Raw genomic sequence first — 25,698 nt, forward strand, 5'->3', positions numbered from 1 at the left:
TCGAAACGGGATTGCGGAGCATCGCGCATGGTCAAGAAATCGGTAGTCGCTTCTCTCATGGTCGTCTGTTGGACGACGTCACCGTCGGCACAGACTATCTATCCGATCGATCGCGCAGAGATCCTGGCCGGAGCGCGATTCGACTTCAAGGTCGAGCTGCCCGGACTGGTCGATCCGGCCAAGTTGAAGGTGACGGTGAACGGCGCCGATTATGCGACCGCGTTCGGCCGTTCCGGCACATTCACCGAGCGCGAGGACGGCAAGGAGCAGTCGGCCCTGATCCTGCGCGACGTCACGCTGACCAGGCCGGGCAGCATTGCCGTGGAGGTGAGCGACGGCACGCGCCAGCGCAGCGTCACATGGACGGTCTTCGACACGGGCCCGCGCAAGGCGAAGAACGTCATCCTGTTCATCGGTGACGGCATGTCGCCGGCGCATCGGGTCGCAGCCCGAATCCTGTCCAAGGGGATTTCGGAGGGCAAGAGCCGCGGCAAGCTCGCCATCGACGACATGCCTCATATGGCGCTGGTGGCGACCGCCGGCTCCGACTCGATCATCACGGATTCCGCGAACTCGGCCAGCGCCTATGCGACCGGGCACAAGAGCGCCGTCAACGCCATGGGCGTCTATGCGGACCGCTCCTTGAGTGCGTTCGACGACCCCAAGGTCGAAACCATCACCAGCCTTGCCAAGCGGCGGGCGGGCATGGCGATCGGCATCGTCACCAACACCGAGGTCGAAGACGCGACGCCGGCCGCGATGGTCGCGCACACCCGCCGCCGCGCCGCCTATGACGAGATCGTCGAACAGTTGTTCGCGGCGAAGCCGGATGTGCTGATGGGCGGCGGCAGCGCGAACTTCATGCCGAAGTCGGCTGCCGGCTCGAAGCGCAAGGACGAGACCGACTACATCGCGAAGTTTCGTGACGCAGGCTACCAGATCGCGACGACCGCGAGGGAGCTCAGCGCCTCTGCCGCAAAGCCGGAGACCAGCAAGCTGCTCGGCCTGTTTGCCACCGGCAACATGGATGGCGTGCTCGATCGCAAATTTCTGAAGGGCGGCGGCGTCAAGAAATTCCCTGAGCAGCCTGATCTGACCGAGCAGGTGCAGGCAGCGCTGAACATCCTCTCGAAGAACGAAGCCGGCTTCTTCCTGATGGTCGAGTCCGGAATGATCGACAAATATGCGCATCTGCTCGACATGGAGCGCGCCGTCTACGACACGATCATGCTCGACAACGCGGTGCGTCAGACACGTGAATGGGGGCGCGCGCGTGGCGACGACACCCTCATCCTGGTGGCGGCCGACCACAATCATCCCAACAGTCTCGTCGGCACGGTGAATGACGACATGGGCACGACGCCCAATGTTCCCTTGCGCGAGCGCGTCGGCGTCTACGACAAGGCCGGGTTTCCCAATTACCCGGCGCCGGATGCGGAAGGCTATCCGTCACGCGTCGATGTCAGTCGCCGGCTCGCCATCTTCTCGGCCAGCCTGCCGGATCACTACGAGACGTTCCGCCCGAAGCTGGACAGTCCCAATGAGCCGACCGTGAAGGCCGGCGACGACGGGACGTTCAAGGCCAACGACAAATACAAGGATGTGCCAGGCGCGGTGCTGCGGCCGGGCAATCTATCGGCGATGATCGGCGCCAGCGTACATTCGGGCGAGGACGTCATCCTGACCGCGACCGGACCGGGCAGCGAGCGCGTGCAGGGCTCGATGGACAATACCGAGGTGTTCCGCGTCATAGCCGATGCGCTCGGGCTTGCCGCCGCGCAATAACGCGGCGACACGAGCATCAAACAAAAATGGCCGGGATCGCTCCCGGCCATCTTCTCGTTGCGAAGGTTTTACTGGCGCGGCGGAGGCGGTGCCGCGTTGGCTTGGCCGCCGTTGAGCAACGGCGTGATGTTGCGGATGGTAACCCGTCGGTTGATCGCGCTCGGTCCCGGCGTCTGGTCCTTCAGGTACTGCTCGCCATAGCCCTGCGACGTCAGGTTCTCTGCGGGCACGCCGAACTGCTGGGTGAGCAATTCGGCAGCGGCCTGCGCGCGGCGGTCGGACAGCGACAGATTGTCGACTTCGTTGCCGACCGCATCGGTGTGTCCTTCGATCAAGAACACCTCTTGCGGATTGGCCTGGATCGCCTGGTTGAGACCGTCGGCGATCACCTGCAACCGCGCCGCCTGGTCGGGCGGGATAGTCCACGATCCGGTCTCGAAGACGATCGTGTTGACGTCGATGCTCGGCATCTGCATGCGAACATTCGGGCTGTAGCGGATCTCGTCGAGCGAGTAGCGTCGATCGATCCGTTGAACCGGCGGGGCCCGCATCGTTTCGTAGATCACCTGCGGCGACGCGTCCTGGGCGGCGACGATGTAGCGATCATAGGGGATGCTGACCACCGGCGGCGGCACGTCGACATAGAAGCCGCCGACCGCCCGCGGATCGCGGTAGCTGTTGTCGATGATCACGAGCTCGCGTCCGCGCGGGTCCCTGCGGATTCGGCGCAGGAGTCGGCCATCGGCGCCGACCACCGTGACGATCTCGCTGCCGTCGGGACGTATCACGACAGTGCGCGTCTCGCCGCCGACGGTATCGGTGCGGATGTCGCGGGCGCCGTAGCGGAAGCGATAGAGATCGTTGCCGCGGACATAGGCCTGCCCGCCCGGATCGCGGACGATGATGCGATCCGGCTCGGTGTAGATGGTGCGGCCGCCTTCGATACTCTCGCGTCGCTGGTTGTGGATGTCGGCGATGGTCGCGCCGACCACGACACCGGCTACCACGCCTGCACCGATCGCGAGCGGCGTCAGGTCACGCTGCTGCGGACGGGGGGGCGGCGGCAAGGGTGCTACGACCGTCGGCGCGGCGCGGAAGGCCGGGGCAATTGTCGGCGGTCTGTATTGTGCTCTGTCCGGCGGCGACGTTGCGGCCGCCGAACCGGGGACGATCGACGGCGCTGCGACGCCGGCGGGAGGTGCCGGCGGTCGGGCCGGGGCGCCGGCCTGCGGTGCTGCGGGCGGAGCTCCGGCAGCGGGCCCGCCGGCAGGCGGTGATGCGCCCTGTTGTCCCGGAGCGGGCGTCGCACCTGGAGCGGGTGTCGGTCCGGCACCGGGACGTCCGGGCGGCGGTGTCGGCGTGCTGCCGGGGGCCGGCGTGGCCGTCGGAGCGGGCGCGGCGCCGGGAGCCGGCGTTGCACCTGGAGCAGGTGTCGGTGCTGCACCGGGACGTCCGGGCGGCGGTGTCGGTGTGCTGCCGGGGGCCGGCGTGGTCGTCGGAGCGGCCGCAGGGCCGGGAGCCGGCGTCGGTGATCCCGCAGCCGGAGGCGTGCCGGGACGTCCGCCGGGCGGTGGCGCACCCGGACGGCCCGGCGGCGGTGCGGCGGGCGTGCTGCCGGGCGCCGGGGTCGCGGTCGGTGCGGGAGATGTCGCCGGTGCAGGCGTGGTCGCCGGCGCAGGTGCGTCCGGACGCGCTGGTGGCGCGGCTGTCGGAGCAGGCGGCGTCGCCGTCGGCACGGGCGCCGGCCGTCCTGCAGGACCCGCTGCGGGCGGCGGCGGAGGCGGAGGGGGCGTCGGGCTCGGGCGCGCGGCAGGCGCCGGCGCGGGAGGCGTACGCTGCTGCGGAGCCGCGGCGGGGGGCGGTGCCGGCGGCGTGGGAGCCGGGCGTGCGGCGGGTGGAGAATGCTGCTGCGGCGCGGCGGCCGGCGGTGGCGCAGGCTGCTTCGGAGCAGCGGGCGGCGGGGGTGGCGGCGGCGGAGCCGGACGAGCCGCGGGCGGAGGCGGCGGGGGCGGAGCTGCTGGGCGTGGCGGTGCGGCTGCCGGCGGAGGCGCGGCGGGCGGTGCAGCGGCAGGCGGCGGGGCCGGCCGCGCGGGTCCTGCAGGCGGGGCGGCCGCAGGCGGTCCCTTCGGAGGCTGCTTCGGTCTTCCGTCGGGCCCGGCTTCTGGCTGGCCCTGGGCGACAACGAGCGGCGCAGTTTGCGCATGCGATGCGGAGCTTGCGAATTGCATCGCGGTCAGAGCCGTCGTTGCAAGCAGCACGAAACGAAGGTTGGTCATGGTGGTGAACTTCCCCGGAAGGTTCTTTGACGAAGTGTCGTGATGAACGGCTACGCGTTAGGCCGCATTGTGGCGGGCGAAGCGGTCGCGGCCCGATTTATTTCTGCACGGAAATCGGCTCACTATGATGACGTTCATTGCGCATTCAGGCGTCGGTTGCAATCGCCTCAGATGTGATGGCTCGCTTCACATGTGATCCCGCGTCGGCATCGCGTCCGTCGCGGGGTTGGGCGTGAGCGGACCGTTCGGCCCGCGCGATGGAATCTCTTCAGGCATGCGGCCCGGCAATTCGTCGGGCCGCGGAGATTCGCCGGGCTCGCGCACCGGCGGCGTGATTTCGGGCTGCGGATTGCCGGGTGGAATTCCCGGCGGAGGCTCGGTGGGCGTGCCCGGTGTCGACGGAGGAATCTCGGGCGGCTCGATCGGCATCACATCGAGACCTTGCGGTTCTCGCCGATGTCGGGGCGTGTGTTCGTCACCGCCGCAGCTGCCATTTTCACATAAGAGATCACCGTGCCTGGCGAATCCCAGAACTCGGCATCGTCGGGTGTGATCTTGAGCACGCGGATGTTGGGGTCCTCGGCGCTGTCCCACCACGCCTTGGCCGGCGTCGAAAACAGCTCCTTGATCTTCGCACGGTCGTTGGAGACGGCGGCCGTCCCTGTCAAAGACACGTACTTCTGGCTAGCCGCATCAGCGAAGGACAAATTGATGGATGGATAGCGTGCAATCTCCTCATCCTTGTGGTTTCGCGCGTCGGTCAGGAAGAAAATCGCGTTTGCGTCACGTTCGAGATGAGCGCTCATCGGCCGTGCGCGCAGCTTGTCGCCGTCGCGCGTCACGAGCATCGCGAAGCCGATTTTCTTCATCAGCTCCCAGGCGCGATCGACGTCGCGGGCATTGTCGTTGGCCATATCGTACTCCTTGTTGCAAGAGACGATAACGGCCTGCCGGGAACGAGGTTCCTGCCGGAATCCCGGCCTTATTCCGGCGCGTGGCAGACGGCCTCGATGTTGTGGCCGTCGGGATCGAGCACGAAGGCGCCGTAATAGTTCGCATGATAATGCGGGCGGATCCCGGGCGCGCCGTTGTCGCGTCCGCCGGCCGCGATCGCCGCCTTGTAGAAAGCGTCCACCGTGGCGCGGTCCTTGGCCGCGATCGCGATATGCACCGGCTTGTTCATCGCGCCTTCGCCGCCGAACCAGAAATCGGGCTTGCCGTTGGCGCCGAATCCGGCGGCTGCAGCGTGGCCGGTCTGCTCCGCCGTGACTTCCATGATCAGGCCGTAGCCGAGCGGCGCCAGCGCCTTGGCGTAGAACGCCTTGGCGCGCTCATAGTCGGAGACGGAAAAACCCAAATGATCAATCATCGCTGGCCTCCATTGTTCGTTCTCGTCAGCGTGACAGGAACGTATTGCTCCGCGTCTTGCGCGCGATCGTGAAGCCGCGCGCGACCATGTCGGCGATACAATCCTGCTGCCAATCCTTTTGTGACAGGTGCTCGATCACCACCGCGCGCGGCCACAGCGATGGCGATGCGTCGCGGAAAAAGCCGATCAGCACGCGGTCCTCGAAACCCTCGACGTCGATCTTGAGCGAATCGACTTGGCCGACGCCGGCCTCGTCGAGGATACGCGTCAGGCGGAGCGACGGCACCTTGATCGCGTCGGCGCTGGCCGTGCCGGTGACGACGTGGGTGGCGCCGAGATTGCCGCCTCCGCTCTCGATCATCAGCTCGCCGTCGCTGTCACCGGCTGCCGCCTGCACCAGGCGCACCTGCGCCGCTTTCGATGCGGCCTGATTGAAGGAGAGCCGGGCAAACGTCATCGGATGCGGCTCGATCGCGACCACCTTGCCCGTGGTGCCGACCTGTTGCGCCATCACCAGCGCAAACGTGCCGACATTGGCGCCGACATCGACGAACACGCCACCCGCCGGAGTGTGCTGGCGGAGGAAGTCGAGCTCGTCGAGATTGTAATCGGGATTGAACAGCGCACCGCGCTCGGTCGCGCTGCCCTGGTGATACAGACGGAACGAGGCGCCCTGATATTGCAGGTCGACCGGGCCGCCGCGCAGCAGATTGACCAGCCGCGACATCCACGGCCGGAACGCGCCGCGCTTAAGTCCTGATCGCTGCACGAAGCGGATGATCGCGGCCTGCGCCGCATTCGGCGCAAACGCGCCGAATGGCGCGGACGAAGGGGTATTGTCGGTCGTCACGCAGGCGATCCTCGTTGCAAGCGGCGCATGCATAGCCGGTTTTGATTGACGCCACAATTTCAGTGTCGCCCCCGGGGGCGCGAAGCGAGCCACGATCCCGGTGTCGTCCCCGCGAAGGCGCCAAACGCCTCCCTGCGGGTATGGATCCCGGATCTGCGCGCGCTTATAGCGCGCTTGTCCGGGACGACGAGGAGAGAGTCAGGCTGCCGTCTTCTTCCCTGCCTTCCGCTGCCGCAGGAATCGCCCGAGCAGCTTGCGCCTGCCCTTGCGTGGGATCAGGTCGATGTCGCTGACGAGCTTGGCGCCGCCCTTGCGCCGCTCCAGCACGATCTTGCGGCTGTGGAAGGCCTCCAATTCGGCACGATGCGCCACGCTGACGATGGTCGCCCTCGGCAGCGCGTCGGTGACCATCTTCATCATCTTGTCCTGACTCTTCTCGTCGAGCGCGGAGGTCGCTTCGTCCAGCACGACGATGTCGGGGTTGTGCAGCAACAGCCGCGCGAAGGCGAGGCGCTGCTTCTCGCCGCCTGATAGGGTCTGGTCCCATGGACCCTCCTCCTCGATCTTCTCCTTGAGATGATCGAGCCCGACCTTGTGCAGGGCTTCGCCGATCTCGTCCACGGTCCAATGGTCGGCGGCGCCGGGATAGGCGACCGCACGGCGCAGCGAGCCGGAGGGCACGTAAGGCCGCTGCGGCAGCATGAACAAGCGCCGGTCGGGATGGAAATTGACGCTGCCGCCGCCCCAGGGCCACAGCCCTGCGATGGCGCGCACCAGCGTGCTCTTGCCGGTGCCGGATTCACCGGCAACCAGCAGCCGCTCGCCCGGCTCGATCACCACTTCGGTCTCGCCGACCACGGCAGTGCCGTCGTCGAGCGTGACCGAGAGATCCTTCAGCTCCAGCATGGCGTCATTGCCGGTCTCGCCGCGCTTGATGCGGCCGAGACCGTCGCCCTGTTCGGCGCGCTCGAGGCCGTCGAGCGACATCATCAGCGAGGCGATGCGGCGCGCGCAGGCGTTCCAGTCGGCAAGCCGCGGATAGTTGTCGACCAGCCAGCCGAACGCGCTCTGCACGATGGTGAAGGCGGAGGCCGCCTGCATCACCTGCCCGAGTGTCATGCTGCCGTCGAGGAATTTCGGCGCGCAGAGCAGGAGAGGGACCACGGGCGCAACGAGGCTCGACCCTTGCGACACCAGCGTGGTGCGCATGTGCTGGCCGGCGAGCCGCGCCCATTGCCGCAGCACGCTGCTGAAGTTGCGGTCGATGCCGCCGCGCTCTTCCTCCTCGCCGCCGAGCAGTGCGATGCTCTCGCCGTTCTCGCGCACGCGCGTCAGCGTGTAGCGGAAATCGGCTTCGGCCTGGTTCTTGTTCTCGGAGACCTGCACGAAGCGCCGGCCGATCACCAGGATGGAGCCCGAGGCGATCGCGGCATAGAGCATCGCGGCGATCACGAGGAAGCCGGGAATGGTGATGCTGGAGCCGCCGAGCGTCACGGTCAGCGCGCCGCCGATGGTCCAGAGCACGACGATGAAGGTCGCAGCCGACAGCAGCGCGGCCGTCACGCCGGCGACGAAATCGACGGGGGAGTCGGTCGCGATGCGCAGATCCTCGGCGATCCGGTATTCTGGATTCCCGTGATCGCCGCCGACGAGGTTGAGCTGATAGTAGCGTCCATTCGCGAGCCACCGCGTCAGCACGCTCGCCGTGAGCCAGGCGCGCCAGCGCCGCTGGATGCCCATGCGCGCGAACACCTGTGCGACGGCGAGCACGATGCTGCCGATCGCAAGCGGAAAGAACATTGCGGTGAGATGGAAGACGCTGGCCGCGTTGCGCTGCTCGATGGCGTCGAAGATCGCGCGATTCCAGACATTGATGCCGTATTGGAAGCCGACGGTCAGGACGATCAGCAGGCCGAGGCCGATCGTGAGCGGCCAGGCAAGGCGGTCGCCCCTTCGTCCCCAGAAGCCGCGTGCGCTGATCCAGAAACGCGTCAGCAGGTAATCCTTGCGGACCTGCTCGGCCTCCTCGGGTGACAGTTCGGGATCGGGCTCGAGCAGCTCCGGAGGCGGCGCTGCCACGTCATCGCCGTTCTCGCCTTTGATCTCGATAATGGGCGGCTTCTCGATCTGTTCGCGCTTTGCGGCCCGCTTGTTCATGAGCGGACAACGCAAGGGAAATCAAACGGTTCCCATCAGTTCCGATCGCCGGATCACTCGGCCGCGCCATCCCGGACGCGCCGGATGCGGGCCGCCCGATGCAGAATGCGCGACAATTCCTCGATCGAATAGGGCTTTTGCACGAGATCGAAGCCGGCCACGCCATCCTGTGACAGCGCCTGACTGTAGCCCGTGGTCAGCACGACCGGCACCTCGATGCTGCGGTCGCGGATGGCCTGCGCCAGATCGAGCCCGGTCATCCCGGGCATGACGACGTCCGAGAACACGACGTCGAAGCGATCGGCGTCGACGACGAGCTCGGCGAGCGCGTCGGTGGCATTGTCGACCAGCGTGATGCTGTAGCCGAGCTCGGTGAGACCATCGGCGGCGAAATTGGCGAGCTCGATATTGTCCTCGACCACCAGCACCGACATGCCGCTGCCGGTCACCGCTGGCGCCGTGTTGGGCGCCTGGCGCTGCGGCAGCAGGTCCGGCGCCACGCTCGGCAGATAGAGCGAGAAGGTGCTGCCGTGCCCCACCTCGCTCTTGACCGTCACCTCGCCGCCGGATTGCCGGGCGAAGCCGAACACCTGGGACAGGCCGAGGCCGGTGCCGTGGCCGACCTGCTTGGTGGTGAAGAACGGCTCGAAGATGCGTTCGAGCCGGGCGGCGGGAATGCCGATGCCGGTGTCGCTGACGGTCACGCTGACGAAGCCATGGTGTCCCGGGATCCGGCTGCCCGAGGCACCGGCCAGCGTGTCCGGAACCGTCGTCGCGGGCCCGACCTGGAAGGTGATTCTGCCCTTGCCCTGCATGGCATCGCGCGCGTTGGTCGCCATGTTGATCAGCGCCGTCTCGAACTGGCCGGCGTCGGCACGGACCAGGCAAGGCTCCGTCGGCAGGCGCATGGCGATCTCGATCGCCGGCCCCAGCAGGGGCGCAAGCATGTCGTGCAGCGCCTGCATCCGTTCGCCGACGTCGAACACCTCCGGCTTCAGGGTCTGGCGCCGCGCAAAGGCGAGCAGCTGCGAGGTCAGCTTGGCCGCGCGGACGACGGCGTCTGCAATGGCGGTGATGTAGCGCTGGCGCCGCTCCTCCGTCAGTTGCGGCCGGTTCAACAGGTCGACCGAGGCGCGGATCACCGTCAGCAGATTGTTGAAATCGTGCGCGACGCCGCCGGTGAGCTGTCCGAGCGCCTCCAGGCGCTGGCTATGCTTGAGGGCCTCCTCGGCCTCGCGCCGCCTTGCGGCTTCGGCCTGAAGGTGCTGGGTACGCCGCAATGCCAGCGCCAGCAGCAGAAACAGAAGTGCGGTGGCGGGAATGCCGAACACCAGATGCTGGCCGATGGTGGCGAGCCAGCGCGCGCGGATCGCCGAGGTATCGAGCCCGGCGCTGACATAGATCGGGTATTCCGAGACGCGCCGGTAGCCGATGCGGCGCTCGATCCCGTCCGACGGCCAGGCGACGGTGATGAGGCCATGCTCGGGCCGCGCCGCGATTTCCCGGCCGACCGCTCCGGTCGGATCGAGCCGAAGGTCGCGGTCGAGCCGCGGGAAATGCGCAAGCATCCCGCCGTCGGTGCGTCCCATCGCGAAGAAGCTGCCGGTATCCGTGCCAATGCGCGCATAGAAACTGTCGAAATATTCGGGGAGGACCGAGGCCTGGATCACCCCGATGAAGCTGCCGTCGTCGGAATCGCGGCGGCGGCTCACCCCGAAGAAGCGCGCGCCCTGATAGGGCGGACGCGGCGTCAGGGCGCTGCCGATGAACGTGCCGATGCTCTGGTCTACATGAGCGTAGAAATAATCGCGGTCCGCAAAGCCCAACGCCGGCGGCGGTGAGACGAGGCTGTTGACCAGCGCTTTTCCGTCCGCATCGAAGATCCAGGCCGATTTGAGCTGCGGCAGCGAATCGGTCAGCCGCTTCAGGCGGCGGTGCAGCGCCGGCTCGCGCGCGCGGATGGTGTCGTCGGAAAGGCCGCGGACCACTTCGTTGAGCTCGGCAAGGCTGCGGTCGATGGTCTCGAACACCTTGAGTGCGTGCTCATGCACGACGTCGAGCGTGCGCTCGATTTCCCGGTCGGCGATGTCGCGGGTTGATGTGTAGGAGATCGTTGCGGCAATGGCGAACAGAGCAATCGGCAGCGCCAGGGATGCCGCCATCATCCACTGCAACAGTCTTAGCGAATTGCGTTGCGCCCTCTGCACAGTCGCTCCGTCCCTGACGGGAGCTTAGCTGAATCAGGCGCGGGGAAGGAAGCAGCTTATGCTGGAACCGATGGTTGCGAGGCGGAAATTTACGCGCACAGCGGGTCGGAGGAAATCCACTCGAACTGGAAAATTCTACTCGAATTGACCGCGATCTCGGAACGTCCCGGCCGGTCTGGCCGGGACGCGAAGCCTGACTTCGTCTCAGATCTGCCGTTCGACCATCTTGAGCTTGAGCTCGGCGATGGCTTCCGCGGGGTTCAGCCCCTTCGGGCAGGCCTTGGCGCAGTTCATGATGGTGTGGCAGCGGTAGAGCCGGAACGGGTCCTCGAGATTGTCGAGCCGCTCGCCGGTTGCTTCATCGCGCGAATCGGACACCCAGCGGTTGGCCTGGAGCAGGGCGGCGGGGCCGAGGTACCGCTCGCTGTTCCACCAATAGCTCGGGCAGGAGGTCGAGCAGCAGGCGCAGAGGATGCACTCGTAGAGGCCGTCGAGCTTCTCGCGGTCCTCGTGGCTCTGGCGCCATTCCTTCTGCGGCGTCGGCGAGGTCGTCTTCAGCCACGGTTCGACCGAGGCGTACTGCGCGTAGAAATTGGTGAGGTCGGGGACGAGGTCCTTCACCACCGGCTGGTGCGGCAGCGGGTTGATCTTCACCGCGCCGTCCTTGACGTCGTGCATCGAGCGGGTGCAGGCCAGCGTGTTCTGGCCGTCGATGTTCATGGCGCAGGAGCCGCAGACGCCCTCGCGGCAGGAGCGGCGGAAGGTCAGCGACGGGTCGATGTTGTTCTTGATCCAGATCAGGCCGTCCAGCACCATCGGACCGCAATCATTGGTGTCGACGTAATAGGTGTCGACGCTCGGATTCTTGCCGTCGTCCGGATTCCAGCGATAGACCTTGAACTCGCGAACCTCTGTCGCGCCCGCGGGCTTCGGCCAGGTCTTGCCGCCGGAAATCTTGGAGTTCTTCGGAAGTGCGAATTCAACCATTGCTCTAACCTTTCGTCATTCCGGGGCGATGCGGAGCATCGAACCCGGAATCTCGAGATTCCGGGTCTGGTCCTTCGGACCATCCCGGAATGACGGCTACTGTTCGATCAATACACGCGCGCCTTCGGCGGGATGTACTGCACGTCGTTGGTCATGGTGTAGTCGTGAACCGGGCGATACTCGATCTTGACCTTGCCGGCATCGTCCAGCCAGGCCAGCGTGTGCTTCATCCAGTTCTTGTCGTCGCGCTCGGAGAAATCTTCGCGCGCATGCGCGCCGCGGCTTTCGGTGCGGTTGGCGGCGGAGTTCATCGTCACCACCGCCTGCGAGATCAGATTGTCGAATTCGAGCGTCTCGACGAGATCCGAATTCCAAACCAGCGAGCGGTCGGACACGGCGATGTCGGTGATGCCGCTGTGGACCTTCGCGATCAGGTTCTGGCCTTCGCTCAGCACTTCGCCGGTGCGGAACACCGCGCAATTGCTCTGCATCACGTGCTGCATGCCTTCGCGCAGCTTCGCCGTCGGCGTGCCGCCGGAGGCATAGCGGTAATGGTCGAGCCGGCCGAGTGCGAGCTCGGCCGAGTTCGCCGGCAGCTCGGGTTGCTTGGCATTGGGCGTGAGCTTCTCGGCGAGGCGGAGCGCCGCGGCACGGCCGAACACGACGAGGTCGATCAGCGAGTTGGAGCCGAGGCGGTTGGCCCCGTGCACGGAGACGCAGGCGGCTTCGCCGATCGCCATCAGGCCGGGGATCACGGCGTTGTCGTCGCCGTCCTTCTTAGTCAGGACTTCGCCGTGATAATTGGTGGGAATGCCGCCCATGTTGTAGTGCACGGTCGGCACGATCGGGATCGGCTCGCGCGTCACGTCGACATTGGCGAAGATCTTCGCGGATTCGGAGATGCCCGGCAGCCTCTCGGCCAGCACCGCGGGATCGAGATGGTCGAGATGCAGGAAGATGTGGTCCTTCTTCTTGCCGACGCCGCGTCCCTCGCGGATCTCGATGGTCATCGCGCGCGAGACGACGTCGCGCGAGGCGAGGTCCTTGGCCGACGGCGCGTAGCGCTCCATGAAGCGCTCGCCTTCGGAGTTGACGAGATAGCCGCCTTCGCCGCGCGCGCCTTCGGTGACGAGACAGCCCGAGCCGTAGATGCCGGTCGGATGGAACTGCACGAATTCCATGTCCTGCATCGGCAGGCCGGCGCGCAGCACCATGCCGCCACCGTCGCCGGTGCAGGTATGCGCCGAGGTGCAGGAGGCGTAGGCGCGGCCGTAGCCGCCGGTCGCCAGGATCACGGTCTGGGCCCGGAAGCGGTGCAGCGTGCCGTCATCCAGCTTGAGCGCGATGACGCCGCGGCAGGTGCCCTGGTCGTCCATGATCAGGTCGATGGCGAAGAACTCGATGAAGAACTCGGCCGCGTGGCGCAGCGACTGGCCGTACATCGTGTGCAGCATCGCGTGACCGGTGCGGTCGGCTGCGGCACAGGTGCGCTGCGCCTGGCCCTTGCCGTAGTCCATGGTCATGCCGCCGAACGGGCGCTGATAGATCTTGCCGTCCTCGGTGCGCGAGAACGGCACGCCCCAATGCTCGAGCTCGTAGACCGCCTCGGGCGCGTTGCGCACCATATATTCGATCGCGTCCTGGTCGCCGAGCCAGTCCGACCCCTTCACGGTGTCGTACATGTGCCAGCGCCAGTCGTCCTTGTGCATGTTGCCGAGCGAGGCGGAGATGCCGCCCTGCGCGGCGACCGTGTGGGAGCGGGTCGGAAACACCTTGGTGATGCAGGCGGTCCGAAGACCCGCCTCGCTGCAGCCGACCACGGCGCGCAGGCCGGCGCCGCCGGCCCCGACCACGACGACGTCATAGGTGTGGTCTTCGATCGGATAGGCTTTGCCGTTGGTGGCGGGAGCGCCGTTGCCCGAGCCATTCGTTGTGGTGGCCATGGGTTACACTCCGGATGACAGTTTCAAGATCGCGTAGGTCGAGGCGAGCGCCACGGCGAACGAGAAGAAATTGTTGAGCATGACCGCGGTGAGCTTCAGCTTCTCGTTGTGGACGTAGTCCTCGATCACGACCTGCATGCCGATCTTCATGTGCCAGGCGCTGGCGAGGATGAAGAGGAGCAGGATCACCGCGACGGGGATGGAGCTCAGAGTCTGCGCGGCATAGACCTGGTTGCGCCCGAGCAGCATCATGATGATCACCAGCCCCGGGATCATCAGCAGCGTCATGGCAACGCCGGTAATGCGCTGGCGCCAGAAATCGGAGGTGCCGGAATGCGCCGCGCCGAGATTGCGGACGCGGCCGAGCGGGGTGCGCATGCTGCGCTTGGGCGTATCGGTCCCGCTCATCGTCCGCCTCCGATCGCATAAGCGATGATCCAGACCAGCACCGTCAACGCGATGCCGCCGATCAGCGCGCCCCAGGTCAGTGCTTCCCGCTCATTGGGTTTGAAGCCGTAGCCGAGGTCCCAGACGAAATGCCGGATGCCGCTGAGCATATGGTGCATCAGCGCCCAGGTGTAGCCGAACACGATCAGCCGGCCGATGATGCTGCCGGCGAAGGCCTGGACATGGGCATAGGCGGCCGGGCCGGAGGCCGCCGCAACCAGCCACCAGACCAGCAGCAGGGTTCCGACATAGAGGGCAATGCCGGTGGCGCGATGGATGATGGACAGGGCCATCGTCAGCGTCCAGCGGTACACTTGCATGTGTGGCGAGAGCGGTCGTTCGATCCGTGCGGTCATGGGCTTTGATGTTGTGTGGCGGCCCAGCGGGGGGCGCGCGGGGATCGGAAAGGTCGGCTCTATTTACGGAGTCGATTTCGCTCGCGCAATCACCAATTCGCCATAAATCGAACGCCGGTTCAGCTCTAGAGCGTTGATGAAACAAGGCCAATCAGGGGCTTGGTATACCAAGGCCTCAGTCCGTCAAGAAAGGAGTGATTTTATTTTCACTTCTTATGGGACGTCGAGACACATTGAAATTATTGTTGGAACGCCTCTAAGCGAGCCGGCTTGCGTGTCGCTCGAGCCGGTGAGCTCGTGACGTCGGAGGCGGCCTGAACCACTCCCAATGCGGCCGCCAATTCCGCCATGCGCACCGATTTTCCGCGCGACGGCGGATATGCACAGCCTGCATCCCACCCAAGACGGTTGGCACGGCGTGTCGACCCGGAAAGACAGATCTCCTAGAGCTGGCCCCGCGGCCGAATCCGACCAATCTTCGGAGGTGCTGGCAGGGCAGGCCGGGTGATTGCAGGTCTTGAAATCAGGGAGATCATCGAGCTCGCGCTGTTGCTGATCGCAACGGGTGCGCTTTCAGGATTTCTGGCCGGCGTGTTCGGCATCGGCGGCGGCGCGATTCTGGTGCCCGTGCTCTACGAATGTTTCCGCATCGTTGGCGTGCCCCTGGAGGTGCGGATGCCGCTCTGCATCGGCACCTCGCTTGCCATCATCATCCCGACTTCGCTTCGCTCGTTCCAGGCGCATTACCGCCGCGGCGCGGTCGACATGGCGATCCTCCGCCTATGGTGGCTGCCGATCGTCCTCGGCGTCATCGCCGGCAGTGTGGTGGCACGCTACGCACCGGAACGGCTGTTCAAGATCGTGTTCGTCTGTGTCGCCTACGCCGCCGCGGCGCGGCTGATCTTCGCGCGTGAAACCTGGAAGCTCGGTGGTGACATGCCGAAGGGGCTGTTGATGCGCGCCTACGGCTTCTGCGTCGGCATTCTTTCGACCTTGATGGGTATCGGCGGCGGCCTGTTCTCGAACCTGCTGATGACCTTCTACGGCCGCCCCATCCACCAGGCGGTCGCGACCTCGTCGGCGCTGGCGGTGCTGATCTCGATCCCCGGCGCGCTCGGATACATCTATGCCGGCTGGCCCGCGGCGACGACCTATCCAACCGTCGCAGCGCTGCAAATCCCGTTCGCGCTTGGCTATGTCTCGTTGATCGGCGCCGTGCTGGTCATGCCGATGAGCCTCGTCACGGCGCCGCTAGGGGTGAGAGCCGCGCATGCGATGTCGAAGCGCACGCTGGAGGTCGCGTTCGGGTGCTATTTGTTTATCGTCGGCAGCAGGTTCGTGATGAGTTTGGTGGGCGGGCAGTAGTCGCCGCAAGCTCCGTCATTGCGAGCGCAGCGAAGCAATCCAGGCTGCCTCCGCGGAAAGATCCTGGATTGCTTCGTCGCAAGGGCTCCTCGCAATGACGGCGAGAGAACGGGGCCCCTCACCTCTTCGCGTAAATATCCTTGTACGTATCCCGCAGCACGTTCTTCTGCACCTTGCCCATGGTATTTCGCGGCAGCTCGTCGACGACGAAGACGCGCTTGGGCATTTTGAACTTGGCGAGACGGCCATCGAGTGCCTTCAGCACCGCGGCTTCGGTGACATCCGCGCCCTTGTTGCAGACCAGCACAGCCGTGACGCCCTCGCCGAAATCGGCATGCGGCACGCCAATCACTGCGGATTCGATCACGCCGGGCATGGCGTCAATCTCGCTCTCGATCTCCTTGGGGTAGACGTTGAAGCCGCCCGATATGACCAGATCTTTGCCGCGTCCGAGAATGTGGATGTAGCCCTTGGTGTCGATCTTGCCGAGATCGCCCGTGATGAAGAAGCCGTCGTCGCGGAATTCGGCCTTGGTCTTCTCCGGCATGCGCCAATAGCCCTTGAAGACGTTCGGGCCCTTCACCTCGATCATGCCGATGTTGTCGCGCGGCAGCTCCTTCCCCGTCTCGGGGTCGGTCACGCGCACGGAGACGCCGGGCAGCGGAAAGCCGACGGCGCCGGGTACACGCTCGCCGTCGTAAGGGTTCGACGTGTTCATGTTGGTCTCGGTCATGCCGTAGCGCTCGAGCACCGCATGTCCGGTGCGCGCCGACCATTCGCGATGGGTCTCGGCCAGCAGCGGCGCCGAGCCCGAGATGAACAGCCGCATGTGTTTGGTGGTGTCGCGCGACAGTGCGGGATGTTGCAGAAGTCGCGTGTAGAAGGTCGGCACGCCCATCAGCACGGTGGCGCGCGACATCAGCTTGATGATCAGATCCGGATCGAGCTTCGGCAGGAAGATCATCGAGGCACGCGCGAACAACGTCACGTTGGTCGCCACGAACAGCCCGTGGGTGTGATAGATCGGCAGCGCGTGGATCAGCACGTCCTTGTCGGTGAAACGCCAGTAGCCGACGAGCGAGAGCGAGTTCGACGCCAGATTGTCGTGGCTTAGCATCGCGCCCTTGGAACGCCCTGTGGTGCCCGAGGTGTAGAGGATCGCGGCGAGATCGTCGTTCGCCCGCGCCACGGTCGCGAACTCGTGGCTGGCCTTGTCGGCGGCCTCCGTCAGCGAGCCTTTGCCGTCTGGCCCGAGCGTCTCGACCCTGGCCTTCACCTTGGCGGCGATCGGGGCGAGCCCTTCCGCCTTCGAGGGATCGCAGACCACGAGTGACGGCTCCGCATCGCCGATGAAGTAGTCGAGCTCGTTCAGCGTGTAGGCCGTATTCAGCGGCAGATAGACCGCGCCGGCCCTGACCGTGCCGAGATACAGCACGATGTTGGCGACGGACTTCTCCACCTGCACCGCGACGCGGTCGCCCGGCTTCACGCCGCGCGCGACCAGCACATTCGCCATCTGCCCCGCCCGCGCGATCAAATCGCCATAGCTGATATGAGCGCCGTCATGCGTCTCGATCGCGAGGCGCCTTGGATCGTCCAGGCCGTCGAACAGGCGGGAAAACAGATTGGCGTTAGCTGCAGGGTTCATGCAAGATTTCCTCGACCGCAGGGACTTGTACGACAAGGCTTGTTGGACAAGGCCGGTCAAAACCGAGGGCTGGATTAGCAAAAACCGCCCCGACGAAGCAACGGAGACAGTTTGCATGACCAAGAACGGGAAACGCGTGGCCTGGGTGACGGGCGGTGGCAGCGGGATCGGGGAGGCCGGCGCCGAGGCGCTGGCTGCCGACGGCTGGACGGTGGTGGTCTCGGGCCGGCGAAAGGACGCCCTGGATACCGTGGTTGCGAAGATCACCAAGGCCGGCGGGGCGGCCGAGGCCATTGCGCTCGATGTGTCCAACGCCAGTGCGGCCCAGAAGGCCGCCGATCAGATCGTCGCAAGGCACGGCCGCATCGACCTCCTGGTCAATAATGCCGGCATCAATGTCCCCAAGCGGAGCTGGCAGGACATGGAACTGGAAGGCTGGGACAGGCTGGTCCAGGTCAATCTCAATGGCGTGCTCTACTGCATGCGCGCGGTGCTGCCGACGATGCGCAAGCAGCAGGACGGCGCGATCATCAATGTCTCGTCCTGGGCCGGCCGCCACGTCTCCAAGATGCCGGGCCCGGCCTACACCACGACCAAGCATGCGGTGCTGGCGCTGACCCATTCGTTCAACATGGACGAATGCGTCAACGGCCTGCGCGCATGCTGCCTGATGCCGGGCGAGGTGGCGACGCCGATCCTGAAGCTGCGTCCGGTGGTGCCGAGCGAGGACGAGCAGGCCAGGATGCTGCAATCCGAAGATCTCGGCCACACCATCGCGTTCATCGCCAGCATGCCGGCGCGCGTTTGCATCAACGAGGTGCTGATCAGCCCGACGCATAATCGCGGTTTCATTCAGACGCCGAACAACAGGGATTAGTGAGGGCACACTGCCTAGGGCGGGCAAAGCCAAGCGTGCCCACGATGCCCCTCAATCATGAAGAGAGGGTGGGCACGGCGCTTCGCGCCTTTGCCCACCCTGCGGCACCGTTTGCTCGATGCACGTTCGCCCCACACGAACATCCCCACGCATAGTTTCACGCATCACAAAGAATTTTTTTCCGAAACCGCATCGCGAACCCTCTCGTAGTTCGGTCCAACGACGGCACTGCTGCATCACTCCTCAACTGTCGCAGTCGCCGTTGTTGCCCCAACTCAACGCCGGCGATCGCCGGCGCCAATTCAATCGGGAGACTCTCCATGTCGAAGCGCATTGTCTATCTCGCTGCCGCCGCCTTCAGCGCCCTGGCCATCACCGCGACCGTCGTCGCGCCCGTCAGCGCCGAGGAGAAGACCGTCATGGTCGGCGGCGCCGCGATGTTCCCGTCCAAGAACATCGTCCAGAACGCGGTCAACTCGAAGGACCACACCACGCTGGTCGCGGCGGTCAAGGCCGCGGGCCTGGTGCCGACGCTGGAAGGTAAGGGTCCGTTCACGGTGTTCGCGCCGACCAACGCCGCCTTCGGCAAGCTGCCGGCCGGCACCGTCGACAATCTGGTCAAGCCCGAGAACAAGGCGACTCTGACCAAGATCCTCACCTACCATGTCGTGCCCGGCAAGCTCGCGGCCTCCGACCTCACCGAGGGCAAGAAGCTGAAGACCGCCGAGGGCGAGGAGCTGACGGTCAAGAAGATGGACGGCAAGACCTGGATCGTCGATGCCAAGGGCGGCACCTCCATGGTGACGATCTCCAACGTCAACCAGTCCAACGGTGTCATCCACGTGATCGACACCGTGCTGATGCCGGCGACGTAACCCCGCGCGATCCTGTTTCATCCCCGACAGGATGCTTCGAGACGGCGAGCCGGGGGGTGCCCGGCTCGCTTTTTTGTGACCACGATGGCCTCACGGCATCGATTCGATGCCGGACAGGGCGTAACGAAAGCCGGAATATCGGCGTATAATTGCCGTCACACGACGTTCAGGACGGAACCACCATGGCGAGCCTCACAGTCTCCGACGAGCAGGTCAGGGCGACCCCGGCCAAAGTGATCCAGCCGGCCTGGGTCCGCATCATGCACTGGGTCAACGCGCTTGCCATGATCCTGATGATCCTGTCGGGCTGGCAGATCTACAACGCCTCGCCGCTGTTCGGCTTCACCTTCCCACGCGAATACACGCTGGGCGGCTGGCTCGGCGGCGGCCTGCTCTGGCACTTTGCGGCGATGTGGCTGCTGATGATCAACGGCCTCGCTTATCTCGTCACCGGTTTCGCCACCGGCCGCTTCGCCAGGAAACTGCTCCCGATCACACCGTCAGGTGTGCTCCACGACGTCAGGGCGGCCCTGACCTTCAAGCTCGGCCATGACGATCTCACCGTTTACAATTACGTGCAACGCCTTCTCTATGCCGGCATCATCGTGGTCGGCGTGCTGATCGTGCTGTCGGGCCTTGCGATATGGAAGCCGGTGCAGCTCTATTATCTCGTCATGCTGTTCGGCGACTATCCGGCCGCGCGCTACGTGCACTTCTTCTGCATGGCCGCGATCTGCGCTTTCCTTGTCATCCACGTCCTGCTCGCGCTGCTGGTGCCGAAGAGCCTGCGTGCGATGATCATCGGTCGTTGAGCGGAGAAGAGTCATGGCCAAGCGTTCATTTCTGATCCCCGGCGTCGACAAGCGGCTCCTGATCAAGGATTCCATCAAGACCATGCCCGACGTCACCCGCCGCCGCTTCATCGCGGGCGGCGCCAGTCTGGGGGCGCTGACCCTGCTCACCGGCTGCGACGTGATTGATTCCTCTTCGGCGGAAACCATGCTGGCGAAGGTCTCGAAGTTCAACGACGCGGTGCAGGCCTTCATCTTCAATCCCGACGCGCTGGCGCCGACCTTTCCCGAAAGCGCGATCACGAAACCGTTCCCGTTCAACGCCTATTACGATCTCGACGACGCGCCCGACATCGACGGCAAAGACTGGAAGCTCGAGGTGCGCGGTCTCGTCGACAACAAGAAGTCATGGACGCTGGACGAGCTCCATAAGCTTCCGCAGGTCACGCAGATCACGCGTCACATCTGCGTCGAGGGCTGGAGCGCGATCGGCAGCTGGACCGGCACGCCCATGCGCGATTTCCTCAATCTGATCGGCGCCGACACGCGCGCCAAATACGTCTGGTTCCAGTGCGCCGACAAGGACGGCTACAATTCGCCGCTCGACATGCGCAGCGCGCTGCATCCGCAGACCCAGATGACGTTCAAATATGCGGGCGAGATTTTGCCGCGCGCCTACGGCTTCCCGATGAAGATCCGCGTGCCCACGAAACTCGGCTTCAAGAACCCGAAATACGTGGTCTCGATGGAAGTCACCAACGACTACAAGGGCGGCTATTGGGAAGACCAGGGGTACAATTCGTTTAGCGGGAGCTGATTGAGGCAGTCATTCCGGGGCTCGCGAAGCGAGAGCCCGGAATCCATCGGGCCGCAGTACCGGTGGATGAATGGATTCTCGGATGCGCAATTGCGCATCATAGTTCGCGCTACGCGCGCCCCGGAATGACAACCTAGCCCGGCCCCACCTTCCGCTGGCACAGCGCCGCCACCGCGCCGAGCGCCAGCAGTGCCGCCGAGACATTCAGCGCGTAGCTAAGGCTCCCCAGTGCATCCGTGATCGCGCCGACCGCGATCGGTCCGAGCGTCTGGCCGACGCCGAACGAGATCGTCATCGCCGCGATTGCGGTCGGCCACACCTCCGGCGGGTAGTTGAAGCGGACGAAGGCGGTGGTCGAGCCGACCACGGCGAAGAAGGCGACGCCGAACACCACCGCGGAGATCGCGAGCAAGGCCGGCGAATGTCCCAACATCGGCAGGGCCGCGCCCAGCGCGTTGGTGCCGAGAATAATGGCCGTGGCAAGCCCGCCGCGATCGAGCGCCAGCACGCCGCGCCAGGCCCAGGGCGTGACGAAAGCGCTGAGCCCGATCAGGCCCCAGAACGCGGCCTGCGCCGCGGCGCCGCCGCCGCCGTCGCGGACATAGGCGATCATGAAAGTCATGTAGGCAATGTAGCCGGCGCCGAACAGGAAGTAGGCGGCCAGATAAATCAGCACCGGCAGGATCGCGAACGAGGCGTTGCTGCCTTCGGAAAAGCGGACGCTGCTCTCGATGCGGATCAGAAACAGTGGGATCGTCATTACGACAGACAGCAGCGTCAGCGCCCACCACACGATCCACCACGAGCCCGGACCGAAATATTGCAGCGTGAACGGCGCGATCAGCCCGGAGGACAGAATCCCGATGCCCGGCCCGGCATAGAACAGGCTCAGCAGGAAATTGGCCCGCGCGGGCTGCGACTGCGCAATGGTGGCGGCCAATGCGCCGCCGGCGACGAAGCCGGCCGCGGCGCCGAGACCCAGCACCAGGCGCGCCAGGCTCAGCGCGACGAAATTCCCGGTCAGCGCGCAGGTCGCGAGCGCGGCGACGCAGGCCACAGTTCCCAAGCGGATGGCCGCCGCCCAGCCGACGCGCTGGATCAGGCGGGACGCGATGAGCGCGCCCACGAGATAGCCGACGGCATTGATGGTATTCATGAATCCGGCCGCCGAGTAGGACCAGCCGAGGTCCTCCCGCATGTCCGGCAGCACCAGGGCATAGGCAAAACGGCCGATACCGAGCCCAACGGTGGCGGCCAGCGACAGGGTCAGGATCAGCCGCGCGGGATGCGCCTGTAGCGGGGGGCGGTCAGGGGCGTGCAAGGGAGGTACTCCGGCGGCTCGCAGTGTGGCAGGCCCCGCCCGCCTTGCACAGCCGCGCGGCGGCAATGGTGTCTTGCCAAGCGCGCAACGCCGCTCTAGCACTCCGGCCGAACCGTCATTCCGGGGCGCGCGAAGCGCGAGCCCGGAATCCATTTCCCCGCTTGCGCTGTGGCCTGATGGATTCCGGGCTCGCTCGCTTTGCTCGCGCCCCGGAATGACGAGAGAGGATCGAAAAGGAAACGACCATGGCGACCCACAAACTGCTGCTGCTTCCCGGCGACGGTATCGGCCCCGAGGTGATGGGCGAGGTGAAGCGGCTGATCGACTGGCTCAATTCGGCCGGGATCGCCAGGTTCGAGACGGATAGCGGCCTCGTCGGCGGCTCCGCCTATGACGCGCACAAAGTGTCGATCTCCGAGGGCGACATGGCCAAGGCCAGGGACGCCGACGCCGTGATCTTCGGCGCGGTCGGCGGCCCGAAGTGGGATGCGGTGCCTTACGAAGTGCGTCCCGAAGCCGGCCTGCTGCGCCTGCGCAAGGATCTCGCTCTGTTCGCGAACCTGCGCCCCGCCGTGTGCTACCCGGCGCTGGCCGAGGCTTCGAGCCTGAAGCGCGAGGCGGTCGAAGGCCTCGACATCATGATCGTGCGCGAGCTCACCGGCGGCGTCTATTTCGGCGAGCCCAAGACCATCACCGATCTCGGCAACGGCCAGAAGCGCGCCGTCGATACCCAGGTCTACGACACCTATGAGATCGAGCGCATCGGCCGCGTCGCCTTCGAGCTTGCCAGGAAGCGCAAGAACAAGGTGACGTCGATGGAGAAGCGCAACGTCATGAAGTCGGGCGTGCTCTGGAACGAGGTCATGACCCAGGTCCACAAGCGCGAATATCCCGACGTCACGCTCGAGCATCAGCTCGCCGATTCCGGCGGCATGATGCTGGTGAAATGGCCGAAGCAGTTCGACGTCATTGTCACCGACAATCTGTTCGGCGACATGCTGTCCGATATCGCGGCGATGCTGACCGGATCGCTCGGCATGCTGCCCTCGGCTTCGCTGGGCGAGGTCGACGTCAAGAGCAAGAAGCGCAAGGCGCTGTACGAGCCCGTGCACGGCTCGGCGCCCGATATCGCCGGCCAGGGCCTCGCCAATCCGATCGCGATGATCTCGTCCTTCGGCATGGCGCTGCGCTATTCCTTCGACATGGGCGATCTCGCCGACAAGGTCGACGCCGCGATCGCCGCCGTGCTCGCCAGCGGCCTGCGCACCGCCGACATCAAGTCGGAAGGCACCACGGCCGTCTCGACCACGCAGATGGGTGAGGCGATCCTGAAGGAATTGCAGAAGCTGCACGCGTAGCCACAAGCACCGCCATCGCAGGGTGGGCAAAGCGACTTGTCCGGCGTAGCTCGAAGAGCGAAGGCGGAAGCGTGCCCACGCATTTCTAGCGATCGAGAGAGATGGTGGGCACGGCGCAAGCGCCTTTGCCCACCCTACGGCATCCGCTCTTGGAGTCTCGCCTCATGGACACGCCCCGCCCCAAGATCGCGGAAACCATCGTCCATGAAACGGTGCGGCTGCGCGAGGCGCAGATCGGCCGCCGCTGCGAGGTGCTCGCCAACACCCGCGTCGAATATGCCTCGCTCGGCGACTATTCCTATCTCGGCGAAAATTGCGACGTCGCCGACGCCGTGATCGGCAAGTTCACCGCGATCGCCAATGCGGTGCGCATCGGCGCGCCGAATCATCCGATGGGCCGTCCGTCCCAGCACCGCTTCACCTATGTCCCGGAATATTACGAGACGGGCGTGACGCGCGACCGCGACTTCTTCGCGGACCGCCGCGGCGACCGCGTGATCGTCGGCAACGACGTTTGGATCGGTCACGCCGCCATCCTGTTGCCGGGAGTGAACGTCGGCGACGGCGCGGTGATCGCCGCAGGCGCAGTCGTCAGCCGCGATGTCGCGCCCTACACCATCGTCGGCGGCGTTCCGGCGCGTCCGATTCGCAAGCGCTTTGACGATGCCGTCGCCGAAAGCCTGCGCCGTATTGCCTGGTGGGATTGGCCGGACGAGTTGATCTTCGAACGCCTCGCCGATTTTCGCTCCGAGGCGATCGACGATTTTTGCCGGCGCTACGACCCTGCGGCGAATGCGTAAGGCAGGGCACCTCCCGAAACAAAAAGGCCGGGCGAGAGCCCGGCCTTTTGATTCGAAGATATGTCCGCCTCAGTACAGCGGGAAATTCTGCGGATAGCCCCCGACATCCTGCGGCGGCGAGAGCGGCTGACGGTCAATCGGGCGGTTCAGATTCTCGCGGGCGAAGGACGGGTAGCCCACGGCCGGCGGGAAGGCATAGTCGGTGAACTTGCGGTCGCCCGGATTGACCTCGGTGCCGCCGTCGAGCCAGGAGCGCTTGCTGACATAGATGCGGGTGCGGCCCTGCTGGTACACCGCGTTGGGTCCGCTCGGGCCGTAATAGTGCCGGCCGCGCTCGTCAAAGCGCTTGGTCTTGGTGTCGGCGGAGGCCGGCGTCGCCAAACCAATGGCAGAGGACATGGCAATCACAGCGCCTGCTGCAAACAAGGTCGCCAATTTGGCAGAGAATTTCGAGCTCATCACGTCCCCTTCAAGCGGCGCACCGCCAGTCGATTTCACCCCATACTAGCCCGGCCGGGGTGAGCGCAACTAGGTCTATTGGGTCACACCAGCTCGGAATAATCGAGCGCGCGGGCAAAAGTTGCATCAATACCAGCCACTTGGGCTTGATGCGGCTCAAAGCGCCCCGCGCAGTTGCGCGTTCGCGGCGCCCAGCAGCCAGTCGGGCGACCCCGCGAGGTCGCAAGCACGGCGCTTCAGCTCGGCACGGGCGAACAGGTCCGCCAGCTTCGGCTCGTTGCCCGAGACCAGCAGCGTCAGCCGGTTCAGCGTGCAGGCAATCGCCGCGCGCCGGGCGGGCAAGGTGTCGCCCTGGCAGGAGAATCCGGAGATCTGCAATGCGGGCTCCTCGCTGCGCTTGAGGTAGCCGAGGCACGCCCGCGCTCCCTCCGTTGCGGCGACCGGCCGGAACAGGGCGACGGGGCCGAATTTTGTCTCGATCAGGCCGGCTTGCTCGAGCGGGGTGGCCGCGCTGAGGCCCATCTGCACGGCGAGGTCCGCGGTTGCCGGACGTGTGACGTCGAATTCGATGCCTTCCCGGTAAATCTCGAGCTCGGCCAGCACCAGCTCCGCCGCGCCCGTCCAGCGCATGATGTCCCTGCGGCCGCCCTCGGGGTGCCTGAGAATAGTGTAAGATACTGTTTTTTCTGACGAATCGAGCTTGCTGAGGGCGAAAGCCGGATGAGAGCGGTCGGCTGCGCTCCAGCCCGGTCTCGGCGCCGGCTCATCGCCGCGCCACCCAGGCAGTTGGCCGAGCGCCGCAAGGCCGAGGATGGAAAGCAGGGCGAGCGCCCCCACATAAGCGAACAGGCGCGCCAGCGTGCCGACGACCTCGTCGGCGAAGGCTGCAAGCGCCAGATGGATCTGGGTGGGGCTAACGGCCGTGCTGGCCTCAGGCGACTGCATCCACGTCCCTAAGGAATGGTCCAACGTTGTCTTGAGGCCGGTTCTCGCATAGAAGCGCTGCTCTT

Annotated in this window: 23 protein-coding genes; 8 read left to right on the forward strand and 15 right to left on the reverse strand. The window is 65.5% G+C overall.

Translation table 11 applies throughout. From position 1 onward, the window contains the following. The first annotated feature begins 27 nt into the window (after nt 1-27). On the forward strand, nt 28-1,785 hold the full coding sequence (locus ACFDR6_RS06885; RefSeq protein ID WP_375857826.1) for an alkaline phosphatase: 1,758 nt from the start codon (nt 28-30) through the stop codon (nt 1,783-1,785). Nucleotides 1,786-1,853: 68 nt separating this feature from the next. Here ACFDR6_RS06885 and ACFDR6_RS06890 read toward each other — a convergent pair whose 3' ends face one another. The 11 genes from ACFDR6_RS06890 to sdhC form a co-directional block, all read right to left on the reverse strand. After that, nucleotides 1,854-4,061 carry an OmpA family protein gene (locus ACFDR6_RS06890; protein WP_375857827.1) on the reverse strand — a complete coding sequence of 736 codons (2,208 nt, stop codon included), beginning with the start codon at nt 4,059-4,061 and terminating at the stop codon, nt 1,854-1,856. 186 nt (nt 4,062-4,247) lie between these two features. Next, nucleotides 4,248-4,490, reverse strand: a complete 243-nt coding sequence (locus ACFDR6_RS06895) for a hypothetical protein (RefSeq protein WP_317241850.1) — start codon at nt 4,488-4,490, stop codon at nt 4,248-4,250. Then, nucleotides 4,490-4,975: a pyridoxamine 5'-phosphate oxidase family protein gene (locus ACFDR6_RS06900; protein WP_317241851.1), complete on the reverse strand. Its 486-nt coding sequence runs from the start codon at nt 4,973-4,975 to the stop codon at nt 4,490-4,492. Before ACFDR6_RS06900 ends, ACFDR6_RS06895 begins: the two co-directional genes overlap by 1 nt. Nucleotides 4,976-5,043: 68 nt before the next feature. Continuing rightward, nucleotides 5,044-5,430 (reverse strand): VOC family protein, encoded by a 387-nt coding sequence (locus tag ACFDR6_RS06905; protein WP_375857828.1) that lies wholly within the window; start codon nt 5,428-5,430, stop codon nt 5,044-5,046. A 25-nt stretch (nt 5,431-5,455) separates the two neighbouring features. Continuing rightward, on the reverse strand, nt 5,456-6,280 hold the full coding sequence (locus ACFDR6_RS06910; protein WP_375857829.1) for an FkbM family methyltransferase: 825 nt from the start codon (nt 6,278-6,280) through the stop codon (nt 5,456-5,458). A gap of 198 nt (nt 6,281-6,478) precedes the next feature. Continuing rightward, the gene (locus ACFDR6_RS06915; RefSeq protein ID WP_375857830.1) at nt 6,479-8,437 is read right to left on the reverse strand and encodes an ABC transporter ATP-binding protein/permease; all 1,959 of its coding nucleotides are present in this window, start codon (nt 8,435-8,437) and stop codon (nt 6,479-6,481) included. A gap of 53 nt (nt 8,438-8,490) precedes the next feature. After that, nucleotides 8,491-10,644, reverse strand: coding sequence for an ATP-binding protein (locus ACFDR6_RS06920; protein WP_375857831.1), 2,154 nt, complete (start codon nt 10,642-10,644; stop codon nt 8,491-8,493). A gap of 204 nt (nt 10,645-10,848) precedes the next feature. Then, the gene (locus ACFDR6_RS06925; protein ID WP_212082309.1) at nt 10,849-11,631 is read right to left on the reverse strand and encodes a succinate dehydrogenase iron-sulfur subunit; all 783 of its coding nucleotides are present in this window, start codon (nt 11,629-11,631) and stop codon (nt 10,849-10,851) included. A gap of 107 nt (nt 11,632-11,738) precedes the next feature. After that, nucleotides 11,739-13,574 (reverse strand): succinate dehydrogenase flavoprotein subunit, encoded by a 1,836-nt coding sequence (sdhA, locus tag ACFDR6_RS06930; RefSeq protein ID WP_375857832.1) that lies wholly within the window; start codon nt 13,572-13,574, stop codon nt 11,739-11,741. A 3-nt stretch (nt 13,575-13,577) separates the two neighbouring features. Next, on the reverse strand, nt 13,578-13,982 hold the full coding sequence (sdhD, locus tag ACFDR6_RS06935; protein WP_212082303.1) for a succinate dehydrogenase, hydrophobic membrane anchor protein: 405 nt from the start codon (nt 13,980-13,982) through the stop codon (nt 13,578-13,580). Beyond that, nucleotides 13,979-14,377, reverse strand: a complete 399-nt coding sequence (gene sdhC, locus ACFDR6_RS06940) for a succinate dehydrogenase, cytochrome b556 subunit (RefSeq protein WP_212082282.1) — start codon at nt 14,375-14,377, stop codon at nt 13,979-13,981. The genes sdhD and sdhC overlap by 4 nt, the downstream gene beginning before the upstream one ends. Before the next feature lie 504 nt (nt 14,378-14,881). Between sdhC and ACFDR6_RS06945 the strand changes: the two genes are divergently transcribed. Next, on the forward strand, nt 14,882-15,742 hold the full coding sequence (locus ACFDR6_RS06945) for a sulfite exporter TauE/SafE family protein (protein WP_212082279.1): 861 nt from the start codon (nt 14,882-14,884) through the stop codon (nt 15,740-15,742). A 118-nt stretch (nt 15,743-15,860) separates the two neighbouring features. On the opposite strand, the gene ACFDR6_RS06950 is transcribed toward ACFDR6_RS06945, so the two are convergent. Beyond that, on the reverse strand, nt 15,861-17,390 hold the full coding sequence (locus tag ACFDR6_RS06950) for a malonate--CoA ligase (protein WP_375857833.1): 1,530 nt from the start codon (nt 17,388-17,390) through the stop codon (nt 15,861-15,863). 115 nt (nt 17,391-17,505) lie between these two features. Here ACFDR6_RS06950 and ACFDR6_RS06955 point away from each other — a divergent pair, with 115 nt between their 5' ends. From ACFDR6_RS06955 to ACFDR6_RS06970, 4 genes are all read left to right on the forward strand, one after another. After that, nucleotides 17,506-18,267 carry an SDR family oxidoreductase gene (locus ACFDR6_RS06955; protein WP_375857834.1) on the forward strand — a complete coding sequence of 254 codons (762 nt, stop codon included), beginning with the start codon at nt 17,506-17,508 and terminating at the stop codon, nt 18,265-18,267. Between the two features lie 320 nt (nt 18,268-18,587). After that, entirely contained in the window at nt 18,588-19,142 is a 555-nt protein-coding gene (locus tag ACFDR6_RS06960) for a fasciclin domain-containing protein (protein ID WP_375857835.1), read from the forward strand. Nucleotides 19,143-19,324: 182 nt separating this feature from the next. Further along, entirely contained in the window at nt 19,325-19,954 is a 630-nt protein-coding gene (locus ACFDR6_RS06965; protein ID WP_212082243.1) for a cytochrome b/b6 domain-containing protein, read from the forward strand. 13 nt (nt 19,955-19,967) lie between these two features. Next, the gene (locus tag ACFDR6_RS06970; RefSeq protein ID WP_212082240.1) at nt 19,968-20,750 is read left to right on the forward strand and encodes a molybdopterin-binding protein; all 783 of its coding nucleotides are present in this window, start codon (nt 19,968-19,970) and stop codon (nt 20,748-20,750) included. Nucleotides 20,751-20,883: 133 nt separating this feature from the next. On the opposite strand, the gene ACFDR6_RS06975 is transcribed toward ACFDR6_RS06970, so the two are convergent. Then, a complete protein-coding gene (locus tag ACFDR6_RS06975) occupies nt 20,884-22,071 on the reverse strand; it encodes a YbfB/YjiJ family MFS transporter (RefSeq protein ID WP_375857836.1) in 1,188 nt (395 codons plus the stop codon). A 245-nt stretch (nt 22,072-22,316) separates the two neighbouring features. Between ACFDR6_RS06975 and leuB the strand changes: the two genes are divergently transcribed. Together leuB and ACFDR6_RS06985 are read left to right on the forward strand one after the other, a co-directional pair. Then, the gene (gene leuB, locus ACFDR6_RS06980) at nt 22,317-23,429 is read left to right on the forward strand and encodes a 3-isopropylmalate dehydrogenase (protein ID WP_375857837.1); all 1,113 of its coding nucleotides are present in this window, start codon (nt 22,317-22,319) and stop codon (nt 23,427-23,429) included. A gap of 164 nt (nt 23,430-23,593) precedes the next feature. After that, nucleotides 23,594-24,229 (forward strand): DapH/DapD/GlmU-related protein, encoded by a 636-nt coding sequence (locus tag ACFDR6_RS06985; RefSeq protein WP_212082231.1) that lies wholly within the window; start codon nt 23,594-23,596, stop codon nt 24,227-24,229. A 69-nt stretch (nt 24,230-24,298) separates the two neighbouring features. Here the strand turns inward: ACFDR6_RS06985 and ACFDR6_RS06990 are convergent, their stop codons facing one another. Further along, entirely contained in the window at nt 24,299-24,688 is a 390-nt protein-coding gene (locus ACFDR6_RS06990) for a hypothetical protein (RefSeq protein WP_212082228.1), read from the reverse strand. Between the two features lie 156 nt (nt 24,689-24,844). After that, a complete protein-coding gene (locus ACFDR6_RS06995) occupies nt 24,845-25,633 on the reverse strand; it encodes a hypothetical protein (RefSeq protein WP_375857838.1) in 789 nt (262 codons plus the stop codon). Nucleotides 25,634-25,698 lie beyond the last annotated feature (65 nt).

The organism is Bradyrhizobium tunisiense, from assembly GCF_042263385.1.
In the GTDB taxonomy this organism is placed as follows: Bacteria; Pseudomonadota; Alphaproteobacteria; order Rhizobiales; family Xanthobacteraceae; genus Bradyrhizobium; species Bradyrhizobium tunisiense.

Excerpts from the sequence above, each read along its gene's own strand:
- ACFDR6_RS06950 (WP_375857833.1), bottom strand. The coding sequence starts at position 17,390 with ATGAACCCTGCAGCTAACGCCAATCTGTTTTCCCGCCTGTTCGACGGC.
- ACFDR6_RS06990 (WP_212082228.1), bottom strand. The coding sequence starts at position 24,688 with ATGAGCTCGAAATTCTCTGCCAAATTGGCGACCTTGTTTGCAGCAGGC.
- ACFDR6_RS06905 (WP_375857828.1), bottom strand. The coding sequence starts at position 5,430 with ATGATTGATCATTTGGGTTTTTCCGTCTCCGACTATGAGCGCGCCAAG.
- ACFDR6_RS06960 (WP_375857835.1), top strand. The coding sequence starts at position 18,588 with ATGTCGAAGCGCATTGTCTATCTCGCTGCCGCCGCCTTCAGCGCCCTG.
- ACFDR6_RS06970 (WP_212082240.1), top strand. The coding sequence starts at position 19,968 with ATGGCCAAGCGTTCATTTCTGATCCCCGGCGTCGACAAGCGGCTCCTG.
- ACFDR6_RS06985 (WP_212082231.1), top strand. The coding sequence starts at position 23,594 with ATGGACACGCCCCGCCCCAAGATCGCGGAAACCATCGTCCATGAAACG.
- ACFDR6_RS06995 (WP_375857838.1), bottom strand. The coding sequence starts at position 25,633 with ATGCAGTCGCCTGAGGCCAGCACGGCCGTTAGCCCCACCCAGATCCAT.
- sdhC (WP_212082282.1), bottom strand. The coding sequence starts at position 14,377 with ATGACCGCACGGATCGAACGACCGCTCTCGCCACACATGCAAGTGTAC.
- ACFDR6_RS06885 (WP_375857826.1), top strand. The coding sequence starts at position 28 with ATGGTCAAGAAATCGGTAGTCGCTTCTCTCATGGTCGTCTGTTGGACG.
- leuB (WP_375857837.1), top strand. The coding sequence starts at position 22,317 with ATGGCGACCCACAAACTGCTGCTGCTTCCCGGCGACGGTATCGGCCCC.
- ACFDR6_RS06955 (WP_375857834.1), top strand. The coding sequence starts at position 17,506 with ATGACCAAGAACGGGAAACGCGTGGCCTGGGTGACGGGCGGTGGCAGC.
- sdhD (WP_212082303.1), bottom strand. The coding sequence starts at position 13,982 with ATGAGCGGGACCGATACGCCCAAGCGCAGCATGCGCACCCCGCTCGGC.
- ACFDR6_RS06895 (WP_317241850.1), bottom strand. The coding sequence starts at position 4,490 with ATGCCGATCGAGCCGCCCGAGATTCCTCCGTCGACACCGGGCACGCCC.
- ACFDR6_RS06915 (WP_375857830.1), bottom strand. The coding sequence starts at position 8,437 with ATGAACAAGCGGGCCGCAAAGCGCGAACAGATCGAGAAGCCGCCCATT.
- ACFDR6_RS06925 (WP_212082309.1), bottom strand. The coding sequence starts at position 11,631 with ATGGTTGAATTCGCACTTCCGAAGAACTCCAAGATTTCCGGCGGCAAG.
- sdhA (WP_375857832.1), bottom strand. The coding sequence starts at position 13,574 with ATGGCCACCACAACGAATGGCTCGGGCAACGGCGCTCCCGCCACCAAC.
- ACFDR6_RS06890 (WP_375857827.1), bottom strand. The coding sequence starts at position 4,061 with ATGACCAACCTTCGTTTCGTGCTGCTTGCAACGACGGCTCTGACCGCG.
- ACFDR6_RS06900 (WP_317241851.1), bottom strand. The coding sequence starts at position 4,975 with ATGGCCAACGACAATGCCCGCGACGTCGATCGCGCCTGGGAGCTGATG.
- ACFDR6_RS06965 (WP_212082243.1), top strand. The coding sequence starts at position 19,325 with ATGGCGAGCCTCACAGTCTCCGACGAGCAGGTCAGGGCGACCCCGGCC.